Below are 20417 nucleotides of genomic sequence, written 5' to 3'. Positions count from 1 at the left end.
CACGATAAAGGGGCACCTTGCGCGGCGCCCCTTTTTATCTGTGCGCGCTGTTTTATCGGCGCACTATTTTCTTAATGCTGCACGGTATTGTTTCCTGGTGCAGCACGGCAGGGTTACCGGCCGCTTTTGGCTGACTCCGCAGCCTCATGATGCTCCAGCGCCAGCGCCGTGATGATGCCGAACGCGCAGGCCAGCAAGGTGCCGAGGATCCAGGCGAAATACCACATCAGTTAGCTCCTTAATAGAGGGAGTGGGTGTTGTTGTCGATGAACGCCTTGTCGATGCGGCCGAACATCTTGTAGTAAGCCCAGCTGGTATACGCCAGCACCACAGGCACGAAAATGATCGCGACTACCGTCATCACCCGCAGCGTCAGCAGGCTGGAGGTCGCGTCCCACAGGGTCAGGCTGGCGTTCGGGTCCGTCACGGACGGCATCACAAACGGGAACATCGTGACGCCGGTGGTGAGGATCACGCAGGCGATGGTCAGCGAGTTACTGACAAACGCCCAGGCGCTGCGGTTCAGCCGCGCCATCATGATGGTCACCAGCGGCAGCAGCACGCCCAGCAGCGGCAGCGCCCACAGCCCCGGATGCTGGTTGAAGTTCGCCAGCCACGCCCCGGCCTGATGCGCCACCTCTTTGCGCAGCGGGTTGGATTCCGCCCCGCGTTCCAGCACTGACGTCACCACATAGCCATCGATGCCGTTAACCAGCCAGAGGCCGGCCAGCAGGAACGCCACCATCATCACCAGGGCAGAAAGTTGCGCCGCGGCGCGACTGCGCAGATGCAGTTCGCCGGTGGTGCGCATCTGCAGGTAGGTCGCCCCTTGCGTCACCAGCATCGTCAGGCTGACCACCCCGGCCAGCAGGCCAAACGGGTTAAGCAGCTGGAAGAAATTACCGGTATAGAACAGCCGCAGGTAGGCATCGACATGGAACGGCACGCCCTGCAACAGGTTGCCGAACGCCACACCGAACACCAGCGCCGGGACGAAACTGCCGACAAAAATGCCCCAGTCCCACAGGTTGCGCCAGCGGCGGTCATCCACCTTGGCGCGGTAGTCAAACCCAAGCGGGCGGAAAAACAGCGCGGCGAGCACCAGGATCATCGCGATATAGAAACCGGAGAACGCAGCGGCGTAAACCATCGGCCAGGCGGCGAACAGCGCGCCGCCGGCGGTGATCAACCATACCTGGTTGCCGTCCCAGTGTGGGGCGATGGCGTTGATCATCACCCGGCGTTCGGTGTCTGTGCGGCCGAGGATACGCAGCAGCACCCCCACGCCCATATCAAACCCGTCGGTCACGGCAAAGCCAATCAGCAGCACGCCAATCAACCCCCACCAGACAAGACGCAATACCTCGTAATCAAACATCATGGCGCTCCTTTACTGAACCTGCGGCTGGGTGGCGATAAGGGTCGGAACCGGTTCAGTGACCACCGGCTGTTCAAAGTGGTAGCGGCCGGTTTTCAGGCTGCTTGGCCCCAGGCGCGCAAATTTGAACATCAGGTACATCTCAATCACCAGGAACAGGGTGTACAGGCCGCAGATCAGCAGCATCGAGAACAGAATGTCACCGGCCGTCAGCGAGGAGTTGGCCACCGCGGTCGGCAGCACTTCGCCAATCGCCCAGGGCTGGCGGCCATATTCCGCCACGAACCAGCCGGACTCAATGGCTATCCACGGCAGCGGCATGGCATAGAGGGCGGCGCGGTGCAGCCAGCGTTTCTGGCCGATGCGCCCGCGCAGCACGGTGATAAAGGAGACACCAATCACCAGCAGCATCATCACGCCGCAGGCCACCATGATACGGAACGAGAAGTAGAGCGGCGCGACACGCGGGATAGAGTCTTTGGTTGCCAGCGTAATCTGGGCGTCGGTCGCGTCGGTGATGTTGTCGGTGTAGCGCTTGAGCAACATGCCGTAGCCGAGATCCTGCTTGGTGTTGTTGAACGCTTCCCGCACGGCCGGGTCGGTATTCCCGGCGCGCAGGGCCTCCAGCAACTGGTAGGCTTTCATGCCGTTGCGGATCCGCACCTCATGCTGCCCCATCAGCTCCCGCAGGCCGGTCACCTGCTGGTCCACAGAGCGGGTGGCAATAATCCCCAGCAGGTACGGGATCTGGATGCTGTAGCCGTTCTCCATGTTGTCCTGGTCCGGCAGGCCAATCAGCGTGAAGCTGGCCGGGGCGGGCTGTGTCTCCCACTCGGCCTCAATCGCCGCCAGTTTGACCTTCTGCACATCGCCCATCTCATACCCGGACTCATCCCCCAGCACAATCACCGACAGCACTGCCGCCATGCCGAAACTGGCGGCAATGGCGAAGGAGCGTTTGGCGAAGGCCAGATCGCGCCCTTTCAGCAGGTAGTAGGAGCTGATGCCCATGATAAACATCGCGCCGGTGCAGTAACCGGCGGCGACGGTATGCACGAATTTCACCTGCGCCACCGGGTTAAACACCAGATCGGCGAAGCTGACCATCTCCATGCGCATGGTTTCGTAGTTGAACTCAGAGGCGATCGGGTTCTGCATCCAGCCGCTGGCCACCAGGATCCAGAGGGCCGACAGGTTGGAGCCGAGCGCCACCAGCCAGGTCACGGTCATGTGCTGCACTTTGCTCAGGCGGTCCCAGCCGAAGAAGAACAGCCCCACCAGCGTGGACTCGAGGAAGAAGGCCATCAGCCCTTCAATCGCCAGCGGCGCGCCGAAGATATCGCCGACGTAGTGGGAAAAATAGGACCAGTTGGTGCCGAACTGGAACTCCATCGTCAGGCCGGTAGCAACTCCCAGCGCGAAGTTGATGGCAAACAGCTTGCCCCAGAATTTGGTCATATCTTTATAGATTTGTTTACCGGAGAGCACATAGACCGTTTCCATGATCGCCAGCAGGAACGCCATACCGAGCGTCAGCGGAACAAACAGGAAATGGTACATGGCCGTGAGGGCAAACTGTAAACGCGACAGTTCGACTACATCCAACATTATGACTCCTTGCCTCTCGCAGGAAGACTTCAACAGGTGGCGCGCGGGCGGTAACAGCGAACCCGGTTAACCATCAGTGTGTGCCTAAAAAAATTGCTGCCGGAAAACCCTCCCCTGCCGGGCAGGAATGCGGAAGGTGTTCGGGAAACAAAGACGATAAACGTGTGGCTGTTTTTTAGCGTGGCTATAATACGCCGCCATACCCCCACAATAAATAAGGCAATAGGGAGTTTGTTTACTTTTTCTGAGCCGATCAAATTCTCTCAAATAAGCGGCATAGCTAAACTTGATCTAAATCAATTAAAATTAATTCATTTACTTTTACGCCACAGAAAAATTTGTTTTGTATCAATTTTGTTGCTACTTCCCTTTACTCTCGCTGAAGTTTAACCATCTGTTAAATTTGTTAAAAACAACAACATTTAAATCACACCCGGTGTGACGCCGGTATAAATAAAACAATGACAGCTTTCCATAACAGGAATAAATAGGTCAGGGAAAACCTCCCGGTTATTATTCGGAAAATACCCTGAACCCGGCCTGCCACGGCCTTTTTATTGACGCCATTAATTAAGCACACCTAGAATCGCGGCTATTTATTTCCCCCCGATTAATTTAAGGTCTGCTGTTCTATGAAAAAGGTGATGTTATTAGCGATTCCGCTGCTGGCGATGTTTTCCGGCGCGACACAGGCGCATAAAGATGACGGGTATAGCCATGACACGAAGTATCTGGACTATTCCCGTACCCGCTGGATGAGTGATATTGATGACAGTACGCCGCTGGGCCAGTTGAGTATTCCCGGCACCCATGATTCCGGCTCGCGCTATGGCGGTGCTGCCATCGCCAACCAGGTGATGACCATCAGCCAGCAGCTGAACGCCGGGATCCGCTACCTGGACATCCGCGTACGCCATATTGATAACCATTTTGCCATTCACCACGGTCCGGTTTATCAGCATCTGAATTTTGATGATGTGCTCTCACAAACTACGGCGTTTCTTGCGGCTAACCCCACTGAAACGGTATTTATGCGGATTAAAGAGGAGCATACACCGGCCGATAATACCCGCACGACAAATGAAACCCTGGATGAATATTTAAAGAAATACAACAAGGTATTTAAATCCCCCCGAAGCTTTACGTGGAATAAACAGCTGACCCTGGGCGATATGCGCGGGAAAATCGTGGTAATTTATGATGGTGTGTACGGGAATGCGGAAGGGTATGACTTTGGTGATATTCCTAAGCAAGACGATTACCATATGAAAACCAACTGGTCACAGTACAGTAAATGGGAAAAGATAAAATCCTTTATCAACGCGAATAATAACAATAGTGGCATTACCATCAACCACCTGAGCGGCTCCGGCGGCTCCTTCCCCTATTTTGTTGCCAGCGGCCACTCCAGCGCCGGCACCTCAGCGGGCCGCCTGGCGACCGGCCTGACCACGCCGGGCTGGAAACACCGATACCCTGATTTCCCCCGCGTCTCCTGTTTTATCGGTATTTGTACCATCGCGTTTGAAGGTACCAATACGTTAACTAAAAACTACCTTAACAGTAACGAGCATATTACAGACACCGGGATTATTGCCGCAGACTTCCCCGGCAAAGGGCTGATTCAGTCGGTTATCCAGAAAAACCGGGATAATTTTACCCATCATCAATTGCTGCTGAAATCCACCGGCCAGTGCGTCGCGACGCAAGGGAGCACGCCGGCTGCCAAGGGGGCCAAAGCGATAGTCGAACAGTGCGGCAGCCCGGTGCCGGAAAGGCAGCGCCTGCGCCTTGAACATGACCAGCTGAAACTCGGCAACCAATGCCTGGATGTCAAAGATGGGCAGAACAAAGAGAATGCATCGATTATTTTCTGGCCTTGCAGCGGGAGCCCCAACCAGAAATGGAGTGCCGAACGCGGCCGGTTGCGCAGTTGGTTGTCCGGCACCCAGCGCTGCCTGACTTTAGGCGATGACAAAAAGAGCCTGTCACTGCGCACCTGTTACGCGCCGGGCAAAGACCAGAGTTTTGGCCTGGAAAAAACCGGCGGTGCTGCGGCGGCATCCGACCAGAATGCCAGTGACACCCCTGTCATGCCGGCGTTTACCGGTGCGCCGGAAGAGGTGATCAGTGCCGCCCAGTCGATCCCCGGCAACTACCTCTCCAAATTTAACATGGTGGTCGATGCCCAGCCGGCCACCCGCCAACCGGTCAGTATGGATACCGACAGTGAGGCCCCTGCCAGGGGAAATATCACCTTATATTAACCCCGCGGTACGCCCTGCCCCGCTGCCGTTCTGCCATAAAAAAAGGCCACCTCAAGGTGGCCTTTCAGGCTGATGTCTGCTGGATACCCACGTGATAACGCGGGGTCAGCCTCAGTTCGGCAGCAGGGATTTCACTGCTTCGCCGATGTCAGCCAGGCTGCGCACGGTTTTCACGCCTGCCGCTTCCAGTGCAGCGAATTTGTCATCCGCCGTGCCTTTGCCGCCGGCGATAATCGCACCGGCATGGCCCATGCGTTTGCCTTTCGGCGCCGTCACACCCGCGATGTAACCGACCACCGGTTTGGTCACGTGCTCTTTGATGTAAGCGGCCGCTTCTTCTTCTGCGTTCCCGCCGATTTCACCGATCATCACGATCACTTCGGTCTGCGGGTCTTCCTGGAACAGCTTCAGGATGTCGATGAAGTTAGAGCCTGGGATCGGGTCACCGCCGATGCCGACGCAGCTGGACTGGCCGAAACCGTAATCCGTGGTCTGCTTGACCGCTTCATAGGTCAGGGTACCGGAACGAGAGACGATGCCCACTTTGCCCGGTTTGTGGATGTGGCCCGGCATGATGCCGATTTTGCATTCGCCTGGGGTGATCACACCTGGGCAGTTCGGGCCGATCATGCGTGCGTCGGTCTGCTCCAGTTTGGCTTTCACCACCAGCATGTCCAGCGTCGGGATGCCTTCGGTGATGCAGATAATCAGCTTAATGCCGGCATCCAGCGCTTCCAGGATGGAGTCTTTGCAGAACGGGGCCGGAACGTAGATAACAGACGCGGTGGCGCCGGTTTGCTCTACCGCCTCACGCACGGTGTTGAACACCGGCAGGCCGAGGTGCTCGGTGCCGCCTTTGCCCGGCGTAACGCCGCCGACCATCTGGGTTCCGTAGGCGATCGCCTGTTCGGAGTGGAACGTGCCCTGGCTGCCGGTGAAGCCCTGGCAGATCACTTTGGTCTCTTTATTAATTAAAATGGACATTATTTCCCCTCCACTGCCGCAACAACGCGCTGCGCCGCATCCGTCAGGCTGGTCGCTGCAATAATATTCAGGCCGCTGTCTGCCAGTTTCTGGGCACCCAGCTCGGCATTGTTCCCTTCCAGACGCACCACTACCGGCACGCTGACACCCACTTCAGAGACCGCGCCGATGATGCCGTCAGCAATCAGGTCGCAACGCACGATGCCGCCGAAGATGTTGACGAACACCGCTTTCACTTTCTCATCAGAGAGGATGATTTTGAACGCTTCGGTCACGCGCTCTTTGGTTGCGCCGCCGCCGACGTCGAGGAAGTTGGCCGGGTCACCCCCGTGCAGTTTCACGATGTCCATGGTGCCCATTGCCAGACCGGCGCCGTTCACCATGCAGCCGATGTTGCCGTCCAGCGCCACGTAGTTCAGTTCCCATTGCGCAGCGTGCGCTTCACGCGCATCTTCCTGGCTCGGGTCCTGCATTTCACGCAGTTCCGGCTGGCGGAACAGGGCATTGCCGTCCGCGCCCAGTTTGCCGTCGAGGCAGATCAGGTCGCCCTGCTTGGTGATCACCAGCGGGTTGATTTCAATCAGCGCCAGGTCGCGCTCCAGGAAGATGTTCGCCAGACCCATAAAGATCTTGGTGAACTGCTGAACCTGTTTGCCGGTCAGGCCGAGTTTGAACGCCAGTTCGCGCCCCTGGTACGGCTGCGGGCCGGTCAGCGGGTCGAGCGCCATTTTGTGGATCAGGTGCGGGGTCTCTTCCGCCACTTTCTCAATTTCCACGCCGCCTTCTGTTGACGCCATGAACACCACGCGACGGGAGCTGCGGTCAACCACGGCGCCCAGGTACAGCTCTTTCTCGATGTCGGTTGCCGCTTCCACCAGGATCTGGTGAACCGGCTGGCCGTTGGCGTCTGTCTGGTAGGTCACCAGTTTTTTGCCCAGCCACTGTTCAGCGAAAGCGCGGATCTCTTCCTTGCTTTTCACGACTTTAACGCCGCCCGCTTTACCGCGGCCGCCGGCATGTACCTGGCACTTCACCACCCACGGGCCGGCCCCAATTTTGGAGGCTGCTTCTTCCGCTTCACGCGGGGTCGTGCAGGCATAACCGGTCGGCGCAGGCAGGCCATACCGTGCAAAAAGTTGTTTTGCCTGATACTCGTGTAAGTTCATGATGTTCTATCCATTCAGGTCTGAAAGACTCAGCCGCCCCCGTGACCCGCCGTGGAAATCCCACGTTCCGGGCCATCCGGCACGACCATGTGTACGTTATCGGGCGCCGCGCACGGCGCCCGGCAATGGCTTAGACGTCCAGCAGCAGGCGGGACGGATCTTCCAGCATCTCTTTGATGGTCACCAGGAAGCCAACGGACTCGCGGCCGTCGATCAGGCGGTGATCGTAAGAGAGCGCCAGATACATCATCGGCAGAATCACCACCTGGCCATTGACCGCCATCGGGCGATCTTTGATGGCGTGCATCCCCAGGATGGCGCTCTGCGGTGGGTTGATAATCGGCGTGGACATCAGTGACCCGAAGACCCCGCCGTTGGTGATGGTGAAGTTACCGCCGGTCAGCTCTTCCACTTTCAGCTTGCCGTCACGGCCTTTCACCGCCAGCTCTTTGATGCTCTTTTCGATGTCAGCCATACCCAGCGTATCCACATCACGCAGTACCGGCGTGACCAGGCCGCGCGGCGTGGAAACGGCAATGCTGATGTCGAAATAGTTGTGGTACACCACATCTTCGCCGTCGATGGAGGCGTTCACTTCCGGGAAGCGTTTCAGCGCTTCCACCACCGCTTTCAGGTAGAAGGACATGAAGCCCAGGCGCACGCCGTGGCGTTTCTCAAACGCCTCGCCGTACTGCTTGCGCAGATCCATGATCGGCTTCATGTTGATTTCGTTGAAGGTGGTCAGCATCGCGGTGCTGTTTTTCGCTTCCAGCAGACGCTCGGCCACGCGCTTGCGCAGGCGGGTCATCGGGACGCGTTTCTCACTGCGGCCGCCGAGTGCCGGTGCCGGGGCTGCCGCCGGGGCGCTTTCCGGGGCTTTGGCCGCAGGCTGTTCCGTGCGGGCTTTCGCCAGGAACTGCTCCACGTCTTCACGCGTCAGGCGGCCACCCACACCGCTGCCTTTGATGGCAGAGGCGTCGAGGTTGTGCTCGGCGATCAGGCGGCGGATAGCCGGGCTGAGGGCGTCGTTGCTCTCCTCTTCCAGGCTGGCCGTCTGGCGCTGGGCCGGGGTCGGCTCTTTGGCCTGGCTTTTCTCTTCGCTCGGCTTGCCGCTGCTGTCGCCCGGGCGCAGGCGCGCCAGGATCTGGCGCGACGTCACGGTGGCGCCTTCATCTTCCAGTACGCTGTCCAGAATGCCCGCCTCAGAGGCCGGCACTTCCAGCACCACTTTATCGGTTTCGATTTCTACCAGCACTTCATCACGCGCAACGGTATCACCCGGTTTTTTGTGCCAGGTGGCCACGGTGGCATCCGCGACCGATTCAGGGAGGTCAGGAACCAGAATATCTACGCTACTCATTATCTATCCTTATGTATTAATCAACGTTCAGCGCGTCATTAACCAGATCTTGTTGCTGCTTCTGGTGAACGGACATATAGCCCACTGCCGGCGAAGCAGAAGCCGCACGCCCGGCGTAACGTAAAGAAGCCCCGAAAGGAATCACTTCACGGAAGTTATGCTGGCTGCAGTACCAGGCACCCTGGTTCAGCGGCTCTTCCTGACACCAGACGAAGTCATGTACATGGGCATACTGCGCCAGTACCGCCTGCATTGCCTGATGCGGGAACGGATAGAGCTGCTCAATGCGGATAATCGCCACATTGGTCTGCTCGTTTTTGCGGCGCTGTTCCAGCAGATCGTAGTAGACCTTACCGGAGCACATCACCACACGTTTAACCTGTTTCGGGTCGAGCGCGTCCACTTCACCAATCGCCGGCTCAAAGGTGCCGTTCGCCAGCTCATCCAGGCTGGAGACGGCCAGCGGGTGGCGCAGCAACGATTTCGGCGACATCACGATCAGCGGGCGGCGCATACCGCGCAGCGCCTGGCGGCGCAGCATGTGGTAGACCTGTGCCGGGGTGGACGGCACGCACACCTGCATATTCTGCTCCGCGCAGAGTTGCAGGTAGCGCTCAAGGCGTGCGGAGGAGTGCTCCGGCCCCTGCCCTTCGTAGCCGTGCGGCAGCAGCATGACCAGCCCGCACATCCGGCCCCATTTCTGCTCGCCGGAGCTGATGAACTGGTCAATCACCACCTGCGCGCCGTTGGCGAAGTCACCGAACTGCGCTTCCCAGATGGTCAGGGTGCGCGGCTCTGCGGTGGCGTAGCCATATTCAAACGCCAGCACCGCCTCTTCAGACAGTACGGAGTCCCAGACACGGAATTCGCCCTGGCTGTTATGGATGTTCGCCAGCGGCACATAGACTGCGCCGTTTTTCTGGTTGTGGATCACCGCATGGCGGTGGAAGAAGGTGCCGCGGCCGCTGTCCTCACCGGAAAGCCGCACCGGCACGCCCTCATCCACCAGCGTGGCGTAAGCCAGGTTCTCTGCGCCGCCCCAGTCAAAGGCTTTGTTGCCTTCGGCCATCTCTTTGCGGTCGTTGTAGATCTTGGCCACACGCGACTGCACTTCAATGGCATCCGGGATGGTGCTGATGCGGCGTGCCAGCTCCTGCAGGCGCTTCATGTCAACGGTGCTCGGGTAGGGTTCATCCCACTCGTGGTTGAGGTACGGCGACCAGGTAAAGGAGTGCATGTTCATCGGACGCCACTCTTCCACCACACAGTCGCCGCGATCCAGCGCGTCACGGTAGAGGTTGATCATTTCCGTGGCATCTTCCAGGCTCGCGACCTCGGTTTCGCTCAGGCGGTCAGCGTAGAGTTTGCGCGGCGTCGGGTGTTTTTTGATCTTGGCGTACATCAGCGGCTGGGTCGCGCTCGGCTCATCCGCTTCGTTATGGCCGTGGCGGCGGTAGCACACCAGGTCAATCATCACGTCACGCTTGAAGGTGTTACGGAAATCCAACGCCAGGCGGGTCACAAAGGCCACCGCTTCCGGGTCATCCGCATTCACGTGGAAAATCGGTGACTGCACCATTTTCGCGATGTCGGTACAGTACTGGGTGGAGCGCGCATCCTGCGGGTTCGAGGTGGTAAAGCCCACCTGGTTGTTGATCACGATGCGTACCGTGCCGCCCACTTCGTAGCCGCGGGCCTGCGACATGTTCAGGGTTTCCTGCACCACGCCCTGGCCGGTGATTGCCGCGTCACCGTGGATGGTGATCGGCAGCACCATGTTGCTGCGGGCCTCGTCGAGGCGGTCGCGGCGGGCGCGTACGGAGCCCATCACCACTGGGCTTACAATCTCCAGGTGCGACGGGTTGAAGGCCAGGGCCAGGTGCACCATGCCGCCTTCGGTTTCCACGTCGGAGGAGAAGCCCATGTGGTACTTCACGTCACCGGTGCCGAGGTGCTCTTTGTGCTTACCGGCGAATTCGTCAAACAGTTCTTCGGTTTTTTTGCCCAGCACGTTAATCAGCACGTTCAGGCGGCCGCGGTGCGCCATGCCCAGCACCACTTCACGGGTGCCGTTTTTGCCCGCATGGCGGATCATCTCTTTGAGCATCGGCACCAGGGCGTCGCCGCCTTCCAGTGAGAAGCGCTTCGCACCGGGGAATTTCGCGCCCAGGTAGCGTTCCAGCCCTTCGGCTGCCGTCAGCTCTTTCAGGAAGCGTTTCTTCTCTTCCGGGCTGAAGGTGGCGCGGCCCACCGCGGACTCGATGCGCTGCTGGATCCAGCGTTTCTCGTCCGTGTTGGTGATGTGCATATATTCGGCGCCAATCGAGCCGCAGTAGGTCTGCTTCAGTGCCTGATACAGCTCGCCGAGCTGCATGGTGTCTTTGCCGATGGCAAACGAACCGACGTTGAAGGTTTCCTGGAAATCCGCCTCGGTCAGGTTGTGGTAGGCCGGGTCAAGATCCGGTACCTCATCCTGTTTCCACAGGCCAAGGGGGTCGAGATTGGCTTGCTGATGCCCGCGGAAGCGGAAGGCGTTGATCAGCTGCAACACTTTCACCTGTTTGGCGTCAGTGTCGGGATCGTTGATCGCCGCGGAGTAACGGGACGCATCCTTCGCCAGGCGGCGGAAGTAATCCCGGGTTTTCGAGTGGAGTTGATCGGGTTTCACACCCGCGGTGGGTAGCTGTTGGAAAATAGAACGCCAGCTATCTTCTACGGAGCCCGGATCGGTTAAGAAGTCTTCATAGAGCTGCTCTATGTAAGACTGGTTCGCGCCCGCCAGATAGGAGGAATCCAGCCAGGCCTTCATTGCGCCGTTCTGCATCATGATCCCTTAAGCTTTGTAGCTTTAGTTTTCGCCGTGGTTAACATACATCGTTGTGCCGTATAACGGTGTGCCGAATTACGGTTCATGCGGTACGGGCAGAGAGGCCCGTAAAGGAACCTTTGAAAGCGGTCTGGCGGCGGCCGCTTTCAAAGGTTTCCTGTTGCCATCACGCAGCAGAGTCAAACCGGGTAAAACAGGCCGGGAACCCGCAGGCTCCCGGCACCGCGGCCCTTACGCGCCGCGTTGTAACAGCATAGACTTGATATGCCCGATTGCCTTAGTCGGGTTCAGCCCTTTCGGACAAACGCTGACACAGTTCATGATGCTGTGGCAACGGAACACGCTGAAGGCATCGTCCAGGTCGTCCAGGCGCGCCTGGGTTTCAGTGTCGCGGCTGTCGATCAGGAAGCGGTATGCCGCCAGCAGGCCGGCCGGGCCGACGAACTTGTCCGGGTTCCACCAGAACGACGGGCAGGACGTGGAGCAGCAGGCGCACAGGATGCACTCATACAGCCCATCGAGTTTTTCCCGCTGATCCGGCGTTTGCAGGTACTCGCGTGCCGGCGGATTTTGCCCATCATTCAACAGGTAAGGCTTAATTCTCTCATACTGCTTATAGAATTGCCCCATGTCTACGACCAGATCGCGGATCACCGGCAGGCCCGGCAACGGGCGGATGACAATTTTCTTGTTGCCGTTGCGCAGCGCGGAAATCGGGGTGATACAGGCCAGCCCGTTTTTGCCGTTCATGTTGAGGCCGTCAGAGCCGCAGACCCCCTCACGGCAGGAGCGGCGGAACGTCAGGGACGGGTCCTGCTCCTTGAGTTGGATCAGCGCATCCAGCAGCATCATGTCGCGGCCTTCTTCCGCCTCGAGCACATACTCTTTCATGTGGGGCGCGGCATCGACGTCCGGGTTGTAGCGGTAAATCGAAAATTCAAGTTTCATTTCTGGCTCCTGCGCAACATGCCGCTGACTAGTAAGTACGCGCTTTCGGCGGGAAGGCCGGGCGCAGCGTCGGCTGCATGTTCACTTGACGACGGGTCATGCTCTCGGTTTGCGGTTCATACAGCGTATGGCACAACCAGTTCTCATCATCACGCTCCGGGAAGTCGAAGCGGCTGTGCGCGCCGCGGCTCTCGGTACGGTAGTTGGCGGATACGGCGGTGGAGAACGCGGTCTCCATCAGGTTATCCAGCTCCAGGCATTCGATGCGCTGGGTGTTGAATTCGCTGGAGGTATCGTCGAGGCGCGCATTTTTCAGCCGCTCGCGGATGCCGCGCAACTCTTCCAGCCCTTTCGCCATGGCGTCCCCTTCACGGAATACCGAGAAGTTGTTCTGCATACAGGCCTGGAGTGCCTTGCGGATCTCCACCGGGTCTTCGCCGGAACGGGTGTTGTTCCAGCGGTTGAGGCGCTCCAGGGCCACGTCGATGTCGTCATTGGTGGCATCGCGCAGGGTGCCCTGTTCCAGCAGCGATTCCTGCAGGTGCATCCCGGCCGCACGGCCGAACACCACCAGGTCAAGCAGCGAGTTGCCGCCCAGGCGGTTGGCACCGTGTACCGATACGCAGGCGATTTCGCCGACCGCGAACAGGCCCGGGATCACCTCATCCTCACCGTTGGCATTCAGGCGCAGCGCCTGGCCGGTGACTTTGGTCGGGATGCCGCCCATCATGTAGTGGCAGGTCGGGATAACCGGGATCGGCTCTTTCACCGGGTCAACGTGGGCGAAGGTGCGGGAGAGCTCCAGGATGCCCGGCAGGCGGGACTCCAGCACATCTTTGCCGAGGTGGTCGAGCTTCAGTTTGGCGTGCGGGCCCCACGGGCCGTCACAGCCGCGGCCTTCACGGATTTCGATCATGATGGAACGCGCCACCACGTCACGGCCGGCCAGGTCTTTGGCGTTCGGCGCATAACGCTCCATAAAGCGTTCGCCATCTTTGTTCAGCAGGTAACCGCCTTCGCCGCGGCACCCTTCGGTGACCAGTACCCCTGCCCCGGCGATGCCGGTCGGGTGGAACTGCCACATTTCCATGTCCTGCACCGGCACCCCGGCGCGCAGCGCCATGCCGACACCGTCGCCGGTGTTGATGTGGGCGTTGGTGGTGGACTGGTAAATACGGCCTGCGCCGCCGGTGGCCAGCACCGTGGCTTTGGCTTTGAAGTAGACCACTTCACCGGTTTCGATGCAGATGGCCGTACAGCCCAGCACGTCGCCATCCTGGTTTTTCACCAGATCCAGCGCATACCACTCGGAGAAAATGGTGGTGCCGTTTTTCAGGTTCTGCTGGTACAGGGTGTGCAGCAACGCATGGCCGGTACGGTCAGCCGCGGCCGCAGTACGCGCCGCCTGCTCACCGCCGAAATTCTTGGACTGGCCGCCGAACGGGCGCTGGTAGACGCGGCCGTCATCCAGGCGCGAGAACGGCAGGCCCATGTGCTCCAGCTCCAGGATCGCTTCCGGGCCGGTTTTACACATATATTCAATGGCATCCTGGTCACCGATGTAGTCGGAGCCTTTTACCGTGTCATACATGTGCCATTCCCAGTTGTCCTCATGGCTGTTGCCCAGCGCGACGGTGATGCCGCCCTGTGCGGACACCGTATGGGAGCGGGTCGGGAAGACTTTGGACACCAGGGCGCAGGAGAGGCCCATTTGCGAAATTTGCAGTGCAGCGCGCATACCGGCCCCGCCGGCACCCACTACCACTGCATCAAAGGTTCTGACTGGCAGATTCATTTACACTCCCCACACCACGATAGATCCATAAATTAAGTAAGCCAGCAGCGCCACGACGACGGCAAAATGCACCATCAGACGGAAGGCGAACGGCTTCATATAGTCCGTTAATACCTGCCACATGCCGATCCAGGCGTGAACCAGGGTCGAAAACAGGGCAAGCAGGGTGAATACTTTCGTGACCGGGGAAGCGAAGAAGCCATGCCAGACGGCAAAGGTAATCGGGGGGGCGATGAGCACGAAGCCCACCAGGTAGATGATATACAGCGTGATGATGATGGCTGACGCACGCAGCAGAAGCCAGTCGTGCACGCCATTACGCCCTAATGCTGAGACATTGCTTACCATACCAAAACTCCAGCCAGAATTGACAGCACGACGGTCAGCCCTATCGCCACGTAGGCTGAGCGGGTACCAGCGGCCAAACTCTCTTCAATCATGCCAAAATCCATTAACAAATGGCGGATGCCACCGCAAATGTGATAGGCAAGTGCGGTCAGGATTCCCCAAAATATGAATTTAACGAACCCGCTATTCATAATGGCCGCTGCCTGCATGAACCCCTCTTCAGAAGAGAGGGAAATGCCCAGAAGCCAGAGGAGGATACCCACCGCAACGAAGGTGATTACGCCAGAGACTCGGTGTAAAATTGACGCTATCGCAGTAACAGGGAACCGGATCGTTTGCAGATCCAGGTTGACAGGTCTTTGTTTTTTCACGGATTAGCCCACACAGCTCTTATTATTTTCCTTCCTCCGGCCTGGGTGGGATCAGACAGCGTTAAGAGCCTTGGCCCTTCACGTCACGCGCTCAAACAACAACATCCACTGTGCTTAAACGGCGCGGTCTTATTAACGCTGGGTGCTCCTACTTCAGGGTGTTCCGGAGACCTGGCGGCAGTATAGGCCGTTCACATTCTCATTACAATTACCACACAAACCCTTTGGTCACATTTCCCCAAAACAGTGATCCAAGCCACATTTTTCACAAAAGATACAAAATTAATTATCTAGTTTGACAATAGATCAACATTTCCATTACAAATAGGCATGCCCTCTCCCTTACGGCTTCAGGCTTCTCAGATCGGCACTTCCCTGGGAGCATAAGTTATGCAAAAGTGTACTTTGAGTTATGCAAAGGTGTACTTTGCGCAAAACCGTTCGTTATGTGAAAACCTGTAGCGGCTGACCTCTTTAGCGGGGCCGGCCCTGTGTCGTAAAGCGATGCCGTAGGGTGATGAATCCGGTTACCCAAGATCTACTGAGTCGTTAACAACCCGGAACGCAGCTTGTCCGCCCTGTAAGGTCTGCTCCAGAGGGCTGGCGCCCAGAGGGGATTACACCTCATAAACTGCACGTCATGAACGCTGTTCCCTTTCCGCTTACAGCTGCTCATGCGTCCGTTGTGGCACATGCCGGGCCTCTCCCGGCAGTGACAGCCCGGTTGTGACAGATTTTAATAATAAGGCGCTAAGGAGACAGTAAAATGGCTGATAAGAAAGCGACACTGACCCTGGAAGGCAGTGACCCGATTGAACTGGATGTGCTGGCCGGTACGCTCGGTCAGGAGGAGATTGATATCCGCAAGCTGGGTTCCCAGGGGCTGTTCACCTTCGATCCCGGTTTCACCTCCACCGCATCCTGTGAATCCAAAATCACCTACATCGACGGCGATCAGGGTGTGCTGCTGCACCGTGGTTTCCCGATTGACCAGCTGGCGCAAGAATCCAACTACCTGGAAGTGAGCTATATCCTGCTGTATGGCGAAGCGCCGACCAAAGCACAGTTTGAAGAGTTCCGCACCAACGTGACGCGCCATACCATGGTGCATGAGCAGATCACCCGCCTGTTCCACGGCTTCCGCCGTGACTCGCACCCGATGGCGGTGTTGTGCGGCGTGACCGGCGCACTGGCGGCCTTCTACCATGACTCGATTGACGTGGAAAATGAACGCCACCGTGAGATTGCGGCCTTCCGCCTGCTGTCGAAAATGCCGACCGTGGCCGCGATGTGCTACAAATACTCCATCGGCCAGCCGTTTGTGTACCCGCGCAACGACCTCTCCTATGCCGGTAACTTCCTGCATATGATGTTCGCCACCCCGTGCGAAGAGTACAAGGTGAACCCGGTGCTGGAACGCGCCATGGACCGCATCCTGATCCTGCACGCTGACCATGAGCAGAACGCCTCCACCTCTACCGTGCGTACTGCCGGTTCCAGCGGCGCGAACCCGTTTGCCTGTATCGCGGCAGGCATCGCCTCACTGTGGGGGCCGGCGCACGGCGGCGCGAACGAAGCCTGCCTGAAGATGCTGGAAGAGATCAACACCGTGGAGCACATCCCGGAATTCGTGCGCCGCGCGAAAGACAAAAATGACTCGTTCCGCCTGATGGGCTTCGGCCACCGTGTCTACAAAAATTACGACCCGCGTGCCACCGTGATGCGTGAAACCTGCCATGAAGTGCTCAACGAGCTGAACATGAAAGACGACCTGCTGGAAGTCGCCATGGAGCTGGAGCACATCGCGCTGAACGACCCGTACTTCATCGAGCGCAAACTCTACCCGAACGTCGATTTCTACTCCGGCATCATCCTGAAAGCGATGAAAATCCCGTCCTCGATGTTTACCGTGATCTTCGCGATGGCGCGTACCGTCGGCTGGATTGCACACTGGAATGAAATGCACCAGGACGGCATTAAAATTGCCCGTCCGCGCCAGCTCTACACCGGTTACGATAAGCGTGACTTCAAAAGCGAGCTGAAAAAATAACGGCCCTCACCGGCCTCTGACCCAGACCGGGATGCGTTGGCATCCCGGTTTTTTTATGCCTGCCCGGTGCCTCATTCTATTATTCCCAGCCCGTCTTTCGCCCCACATTATCATTATTGTGAATATTCTTTATCTATTCACTAAATCAATATTTTTCAGAACCATTTCTTATTCAATGCCTAAGCCTGTGCCGTTTTGAGAAAATAAGAAAATCGTTGAAAAGCCCCGCCCCGCCCTCTATTTTGCCGCCTTTTACGCGCCTCACCGGCCGCCCCTTTTCGGTGGGGTGTTTTTTTATCCACGCCTTTTTTCAGGAAGAAAAATGCATCACCGGCCCGCAGCCCACCGCCCCCTGTTCCGTAAAACCGTGATTGCCGGACTGCTTTGCAGCCTGCCGCCGCTGACCGCCGCCTGGGCGGAGGATCGCCACCCACGCATTATCAATGACGGTGCCGCCCATACGCTGAATAACGTTGATATTTACAGCGACAGCGCCAATGCCCTCACCGTGAATAACGGCAGCCGTCTCACCCTCACAAACAGCACCCTGACCATTGACGGAATAACAGCAAAAGGTATTGCGGCCGACGGTGAAAATACCCTGCCGCCCACCACGCTGGAGGCAAAAAATATCCTCATCCATGTCGGCGGGAAAAAGGCCAAAGGGATTGAACTCGCCGGCCATGTCACGGCGACACTGGCTGATGCGGTTATTTCACTGCAAGACGGCGTCTCTGCGCTGCAAAGTAAACTCGGTGCCACCCTGAGCGCCGACAATATGCAGATCGTGGTGGACAACACGGCCCACGGCAGCGCGCCGACGATGGAAGTGGTGGATATCATCGGCACTCAGGCCGTGTTCAACGGCGGCGATATCCGGGTGGCGACGCAGGGCACGCTGGACGTGTTTAACGTCTCCGGCACGGAAACCCAGCAAGGCCGCCTTACGCTGAACGGCCTTAACGTGGCGGTCAACGGGCTGGAAAGCGGCCGGCCCAGCTACCTGATTAACGCCAGCGGCAACAGCCGGATCACCGTCAACGGCGGCGACTATCTTATACGCGCCGGGAACGGTTACGGCGTCTGGCTGGTGGATGAGCGCGTGCAGATGGAGGCCAACGATATGACGCTGACCACCGAAGGCAACGGCGCGCACGCCATAGATAACCGCGGCCGGCTGGCGATGGCAGGCAGCCGGATCACGACGCTTGGCAATAATTCGCACGCCCTCTATACCGAAGCCACAACCCATGCGCGCGATCTGGTGCTGAACACGGCAGGCAAACGCAGCGCGGCCATCGCTGCCGCGCGCGGGGGTGAGGTGGCGTTGAACGGGGTTTCTGCCGCCACCTCCGGCGAAAACAGCAACCTGCTGCTTAACTTTGGCGACAGCCATATCGCCGCTACCGCCCTGACCGGCACCGCCTCCGGCGACCGGGCGGATGCGATAAAAACCTACGCCAACGCCACCCTTGCCCTCACTGACAGCCACCTGACTGCCGGGGGTGTTGACGCCCACGGCATCACGATGCTCAACGACCCGGCGCTTCGGGCCGCCACCACCGCCATCACGCTGGATAACAGCACGATCCAGAGCGCACAGTCCGCAGCCGTCTCCGCGCTGGGCGGCGGCATCACGATTAACCTCGCCAACAGCAGCCAGCTCACCGGCGGGAACGGCGTGCTGCTGGAAACCGCCGTCATTCAGGACACGGCGGGCAACCTGGTGCATGATGACGTCACCCTCAATGCGGGCGGCCATTCACGCCTGACCGGTGATGTGCTGATCGATCCCCTGGCGGCAGAGAACAACGCCGCCCTGCATTTGCGCGACGCCTCCCGCTGGCAGGGGGCCACGCCGCAGCTCAACCAGCTCACGCTTGACGCCACCAGCCAATGGGCGATGACCGGTGACAGCCGTATCAATCAGCTTGCGCTGGGCGGCGGTACGCTCGCCATGCAGCACCACGGCGATCGCTACCTGACCCTGCATACCGATAGCCTGAGCGGCGGCGGCGATCTGCTGTTGAATACCGCGCTGGCCGGTAACGCCTCAGACACCGACCGGCTGGTGGTCACCAGCGAGATGCGCGGCGATTACCAATTGTTCGTGCATAACACCGGCGGCCGTGGCGGGCTGACCACCGGTGACGGCATCAACGTGATTCAGGTGGACGGCAGCAGCAGCGGCAGCGTGACGCTGGGGCAGCGGGTGGCGGTGGATGCCTACGACTATTTCCTCTACCAGGGCGGCGCACAGGATGCCGACGACTGGTACCTGCGCTCCACCTTTACTGACGAGCCGGTGACACCGGACGATCTGCCGCCGGACGACACGCCGTCAGACGATCCGCACCCTGCGCCACCGGCCCCCCAGCCCGACCCGGACGACATCCCGTGGCGGGAAGAGGTGCCGGGTTACCTGGCGGCACCGGTGCTCAACCAGCGTTACCTGTTTGATGCGCTCGGCACCTACCACCAGCGCACCGGCGGCGATGTGGCGCACTTGGACGGCAGCTGGCTGCGGGTGTTTGACCAGCAACAGGATCTGGATTCCGGCCGGTTTGGTTATGACAGCGAAACCCGCTATGTGCAGTTGGGCAACGACGTGTACGAAGACCGCAGCAGCACGGCCACCACCCGCGCCGGCTGGGTGCTGACGCTCGGCAGCCAGCGCACGGACGCCGAAGACCGCCAGCGCGCACTGAACCCGGCGCTCTCCATCGCGACCGGCCGGATCGAGAGTGAGATTTACAGCCTCGGCGGCTACTACAGCGTGCAGGCCGACGATGGCGGTTATCTGGATGTGATCGGCCAGCTCAGCACGCTTCATAATGACTATTTCAGTGCCGGGCACAGCGCGCAGCATGGGGTGGGCGTTGCCGCCTCTTTCGAGGCCGGGAAACCGTTCGCCCTGGGTAACCTGCTCATGCTGGAGCCGCAACTGCAACTGAAATACCAGTACCTGCATCTGGACGGGTTTCACGACGCGATCAGCCCCGTCTCCGGCGTGGCGCAAAGCAGCGGCGAGGCGCGTGCCGGGCTGCGCCTGTACCGTGACGTTGGCCACTGGCAGCCCTATCTGACGCTGGATGCCGCCACACTGATCGGGGATGAACCGGCGGTGCGCGTTGGTTCACAGCAGATCCAGACCGGGTTCAGCAACAGCTACTGGCAAACCGGGCTGGGCGTGGCGGCCACCCTCAGTGACCGCGCCAGCGCCTACGGGGAGTTCCGCTATCAGCAGGCGTTTGACCGGCAGAGCGACGGCTATGCCGGGATGATCGGGGTAAAAATCGCTTTCTGATTTCCTTT

14 protein-coding genes are annotated in these 20417 nt (G+C 59.0%); 3 read left to right on the top strand and 11 right to left on the bottom strand.

Going from position 1 to position 20417, the window contains the following annotated elements; translation table 11 throughout:
* Nucleotides 1-113: 113 nt before the first annotated feature.
* The 3 genes from cydX to cydA are packed head-to-tail and all read right to left on the bottom strand — an operon-like array spanning nucleotide 114 to nucleotide 2986.
* Nucleotides 114-227, bottom strand: coding sequence for a cytochrome bd-I oxidase subunit CydX (gene cydX / locus JK232_RS06040; RefSeq protein ID WP_072926203.1), 114 nt, complete (start codon nucleotides 225-227; stop codon nucleotides 114-116).
* An 11-nt stretch (nucleotides 228-238) separates the two neighbouring features.
* Nucleotides 239-1378 carry a cytochrome d ubiquinol oxidase subunit II gene (gene cydB / locus JK232_RS06035; RefSeq protein ID WP_072926205.1) on the bottom strand — a complete coding sequence of 380 codons (1140 nt, stop codon included), beginning with the start codon at nucleotides 1376-1378 and terminating at the stop codon, nucleotides 239-241.
* 12 nt (nucleotides 1379-1390) lie between these two features.
* Nucleotides 1391-2986: a cytochrome ubiquinol oxidase subunit I gene (gene cydA / locus JK232_RS06030; protein WP_212588932.1), complete on the bottom strand. Its 1596-nt coding sequence runs from the start codon at nucleotides 2984-2986 to the stop codon at nucleotides 1391-1393.
* A gap of 632 nt (nucleotides 2987-3618) precedes the next feature.
* On the opposite strand from cydA, the gene JK232_RS06025 reads away from it, so the two are divergent.
* Nucleotides 3619-5253 carry a phosphatidylinositol-specific phospholipase C domain-containing protein gene (locus JK232_RS06025; protein ID WP_212588931.1) on the top strand — a complete coding sequence of 545 codons (1635 nt, stop codon included), beginning with the start codon at nucleotides 3619-3621 and terminating at the stop codon, nucleotides 5251-5253.
* A gap of 111 nt (nucleotides 5254-5364) precedes the next feature.
* On the opposite strand, the gene sucD is transcribed toward JK232_RS06025, so the two are convergent.
* The 8 genes from sucD to sdhC all read right to left on the bottom strand — a co-directional run bounded on the left by sucD (nucleotide 5365) and on the right by sdhC (nucleotide 15052).
* Nucleotides 5365-6237, bottom strand: coding sequence for a succinate--CoA ligase subunit alpha (sucD, locus tag JK232_RS06020; RefSeq protein ID WP_072926209.1), 873 nt, complete (start codon nucleotides 6235-6237; stop codon nucleotides 5365-5367).
* Entirely contained in the window at nucleotides 6237-7403 is a 1167-nt protein-coding gene (gene sucC / locus JK232_RS06015) for an ADP-forming succinate--CoA ligase subunit beta (RefSeq protein WP_072926211.1), read from the bottom strand. The genes sucD and sucC overlap by 1 nt, the downstream gene beginning before the upstream one ends.
* Nucleotides 7404-7533: 130 nt before the next feature.
* Nucleotides 7534-8763 carry a 2-oxoglutarate dehydrogenase complex dihydrolipoyllysine-residue succinyltransferase gene (gene odhB, locus JK232_RS06010; RefSeq protein WP_072926213.1) on the bottom strand — a complete coding sequence of 410 codons (1230 nt, stop codon included), beginning with the start codon at nucleotides 8761-8763 and terminating at the stop codon, nucleotides 7534-7536.
* A gap of 16 nt (nucleotides 8764-8779) precedes the next feature.
* Nucleotides 8780-11587, bottom strand: coding sequence for a 2-oxoglutarate dehydrogenase E1 component (gene sucA / locus JK232_RS06005; RefSeq protein WP_101827842.1), 2808 nt, complete (start codon nucleotides 11585-11587; stop codon nucleotides 8780-8782).
* A 234-nt stretch (nucleotides 11588-11821) separates the two neighbouring features.
* The gene (locus tag JK232_RS06000; RefSeq protein WP_072926216.1) at nucleotides 11822-12538 is read right to left on the bottom strand and encodes a succinate dehydrogenase iron-sulfur subunit; all 717 of its coding nucleotides are present in this window, start codon (nucleotides 12536-12538) and stop codon (nucleotides 11822-11824) included.
* A 28-nt stretch (nucleotides 12539-12566) separates the two neighbouring features.
* Nucleotides 12567-14333 (bottom strand): succinate dehydrogenase flavoprotein subunit, encoded by a 1767-nt coding sequence (gene sdhA / locus JK232_RS05995; RefSeq protein ID WP_072926217.1) that lies wholly within the window; start codon nucleotides 14331-14333, stop codon nucleotides 12567-12569.
* Complete coding sequence (sdhD, locus tag JK232_RS05990) at nucleotides 14334-14681, bottom strand: succinate dehydrogenase membrane anchor subunit (RefSeq protein ID WP_072926219.1); 348 nt, start codon at nucleotides 14679-14681, stop codon at nucleotides 14334-14336.
* Nucleotides 14675-15052: a succinate dehydrogenase cytochrome b556 subunit gene (gene sdhC, locus JK232_RS05985; RefSeq protein ID WP_072926221.1), complete on the bottom strand. Its 378-nt coding sequence runs from the start codon at nucleotides 15050-15052 to the stop codon at nucleotides 14675-14677. Before sdhC ends, sdhD begins: the two co-directional genes overlap by 7 nt.
* A gap of 766 nt (nucleotides 15053-15818) precedes the next feature.
* On the opposite strand from sdhC, the gene JK232_RS05980 reads away from it, so the two are divergent.
* Both JK232_RS05980 and JK232_RS05975 read left to right on the top strand, forming a co-directional pair.
* Nucleotides 15819-17102 (top strand): citrate synthase, encoded by a 1284-nt coding sequence (locus JK232_RS05980; protein WP_072926229.1) that lies wholly within the window; start codon nucleotides 15819-15821, stop codon nucleotides 17100-17102.
* 322 nt (nucleotides 17103-17424) lie between these two features.
* Nucleotides 17425-20409, top strand: a complete 2985-nt coding sequence (locus JK232_RS05975) for an autotransporter family protein (protein ID WP_212588930.1) — start codon at nucleotides 17425-17427, stop codon at nucleotides 20407-20409.
* The last annotated feature ends 8 nt before the right edge of the window (nucleotides 20410-20417 follow it).

The organism is Nissabacter archeti, assembly GCF_018257325.1.
GTDB lineage: Bacteria > Pseudomonadota > Gammaproteobacteria > Enterobacterales > Enterobacteriaceae > Chimaeribacter > Chimaeribacter arupi.
The sequence above is the reverse complement of the archived record's forward strand: the minus strand, read 5'-3'. Positions and strand labels throughout refer to the sequence as shown.

Excerpts from the sequence above, each read along its gene's own strand:
- JK232_RS06000 (WP_072926216.1), bottom strand. The coding sequence starts at position 12,538 with ATGAAACTTGAATTTTCGATTTACCGCTACAACCCGGACGTCGATGCC.
- JK232_RS05975 (WP_212588930.1), top strand. The coding sequence starts at position 17,425 with ATGCATCACCGGCCCGCAGCCCACCGCCCCCTGTTCCGTAAAACCGTG.
- JK232_RS05980 (WP_072926229.1), top strand. The coding sequence starts at position 15,819 with ATGGCTGATAAGAAAGCGACACTGACCCTGGAAGGCAGTGACCCGATT.
- cydX (WP_072926203.1), bottom strand. The coding sequence starts at position 227 with ATGTGGTATTTCGCCTGGATCCTCGGCACCTTGCTGGCCTGCGCGTTC.
- sdhD (WP_072926219.1), bottom strand. The coding sequence starts at position 14,681 with ATGGTAAGCAATGTCTCAGCATTAGGGCGTAATGGCGTGCACGACTGG.
- sucA (WP_101827842.1), bottom strand. The coding sequence starts at position 11,587 with ATGCAGAACGGCGCAATGAAGGCCTGGCTGGATTCCTCCTATCTGGCG.
- sucD (WP_072926209.1), bottom strand. The coding sequence starts at position 6,237 with ATGTCCATTTTAATTAATAAAGAGACCAAAGTGATCTGCCAGGGCTTC.
- cydA (WP_212588932.1), bottom strand. The coding sequence starts at position 2,986 with ATGTTGGATGTAGTCGAACTGTCGCGTTTACAGTTTGCCCTCACGGCC.
- cydB (WP_072926205.1), bottom strand. The coding sequence starts at position 1,378 with ATGTTTGATTACGAGGTATTGCGTCTTGTCTGGTGGGGGTTGATTGGC.
- sucC (WP_072926211.1), bottom strand. The coding sequence starts at position 7,403 with ATGAACTTACACGAGTATCAGGCAAAACAACTTTTTGCACGGTATGGC.
- sdhA (WP_072926217.1), bottom strand. The coding sequence starts at position 14,333 with ATGAATCTGCCAGTCAGAACCTTTGATGCAGTGGTAGTGGGTGCCGGC.
- JK232_RS06025 (WP_212588931.1), top strand. The coding sequence starts at position 3,619 with ATGAAAAAGGTGATGTTATTAGCGATTCCGCTGCTGGCGATGTTTTCC.
- odhB (WP_072926213.1), bottom strand. The coding sequence starts at position 8,763 with ATGAGTAGCGTAGATATTCTGGTTCCTGACCTCCCTGAATCGGTCGCG.